The sequence below is a fragment of the Xenorhabdus sp. Sc-CR9 genome, assembly GCF_963897815.1.
Lineage (GTDB): Bacteria > Pseudomonadota > Gammaproteobacteria > Enterobacterales > Enterobacteriaceae > Xenorhabdus.
On the sequence record NZ_CAWQTY010000056.1, the window covers coordinates 1 to 1,690 of the forward strand.

Below are 1,690 nucleotides of genomic sequence, written 5' to 3' on the forward strand. Positions count from 1 at the left end.
AATTCCAGACATGTTCGGAAATATCGTGGCGGCGGTATGCAGGCGTGCTCATGGTTAGTTCACTCTGTTTATGGAATGCAAATCTTATTATCGCACAAAATAATTTATGACGACATTATCTAGTATAAAGAGGTCTGCAATATGATTCGTTTTACCTCCATGAATGCGTTGGCTGGATGGACTTTTTAGTTCTGGCCAAAATTTTCCCACTTAAGTCGCATCAGAAACATGATGTGAATCATTCTGCATGGTATTTAACTGAGACATATAAATATGAAAAATTCTTATTCTACAGGTGTCATCTGCTGTCTGATCGCCACATTATCTTGGGGAGCAACTTTTCCGATCATGACCAGCGCTCTTACACGCATCGACCCTTATACATTCACATTATTACGCTATGGCTTCGCCGGTATTGCATTGCTAATCGCACTGTTTTTACGCGAAGGAAAGCAAGGTTTGAGTCTCAAAGGTGAACGTATAGGTTTGGTATGGTTGTTGGGTTCTGTGGGCTTTGTTGGTTTTGGTTTTTTTGTATTTTTAGGCCAACAAATGGCTGGAAAAAGTGGCGCATTAACGGCCTCCATAATGATGGCAACTATGCCAATGCTTAGCATTCTTGTGAACTGGGTATTACGCAAAGTTGCGCCTCCTGCTATCTCTATTGGGTTAATCCTGATGTCCTTTTTTGGTGTAATGACTGTGATTACTAAAGGTCACTATAGTAATCTTTTTGATGTTCCCTCCAGCTATTCCGCAAATGGACTTATCATTCTCGGTGCACTGTGTTGGGTCATTTACACTGTGGGAGCTTCATTTTTTCCTACCTGGTCACCGTTAAAATACACTGCGTTGACGACTTATCTGGGGGTGATAAGTATAGTGGTACTGAACGGTATACTGTATGCCTGTGGTATTGTACCTGTACCAGCAATCAGTGATTTCGTGTTTGTTATTCCACATGTATTCTACACAGCTTTCATTGCGGGCTTCATTGGGATCCTGTGCTGGAATATTGGTAATAAAATCCTAACGCCACTTAACGGTGTATTATTCATGGATATCGTACCAATCACCGCTTTCTCTATTTCAGCGATGACCGGAATAAAGCCAAGTGCTCCTGAAATCGCCGGAGCTTGCATCACGGGTTCTGCACTAATCCTCAATAACCTGTATTTGCGTTACCGTAGTACACCCCAAAAAGTTGCTATTTCCATTCGTGACAACTGAATGATTAGCCATATGTAATAATTAAGTTTGGATATTCAGCTATAGCTCCCTTTTTATTAATAGTGTTATTTCTCTCTACGGTAGGGAAATTTATATCTGTGTCTATAGTGATAGATTATTTCCCAGTAATAGGGAGCTCAGAATAGCTATGGCTTGATTATTGTTTTTTCGCTGAAAAGAAATTAGTCGATGTAAGGTAAAGTATTTCTTGTCATTAAGTTACCAAAGGTTGGATGTGTTATCCAATCAGGCTAGGAGATTTAAACATGTTCGTAAAATCCGGTGAATTAATATTGCATGTTGATTTACAAGGCTCCAGTGATGCTCCTGTTCTAAATAGCTTGTCAAAATGGTAGGAGTATCAAAGAAACTCGATCCTAAATTTGCGAAATTTTTGTTCCCAAAACGCAAAATCACAGAAAAAAGGATCGAGTCATGCTTATCATACCATCCACTTCCC

Annotated in this window: 2 protein-coding genes; one reads left to right on the plus strand and one right to left on the minus strand. The window is 39.8% G+C overall.

Going from position 1 to position 1,690, the window contains the following annotated elements; genetic code table 11:
* Positions 1-273 precede the first annotated feature (273 nt).
* Positions 274-1,230, plus strand: coding sequence for a DMT family transporter (locus AACQ81_RS03220; protein WP_237388462.1), 957 nt, complete (start codon positions 274-276; stop codon positions 1,228-1,230).
* Positions 1,231-1,476: 246 nt separating this feature from the next.
* Here the strand turns inward: AACQ81_RS03220 and AACQ81_RS03225 are convergent.
* Positions 1,477-1,690: hypothetical protein (locus AACQ81_RS03225; RefSeq protein WP_237388463.1), on the minus strand; the 214-nt coding region annotated here is incomplete at its 5' end.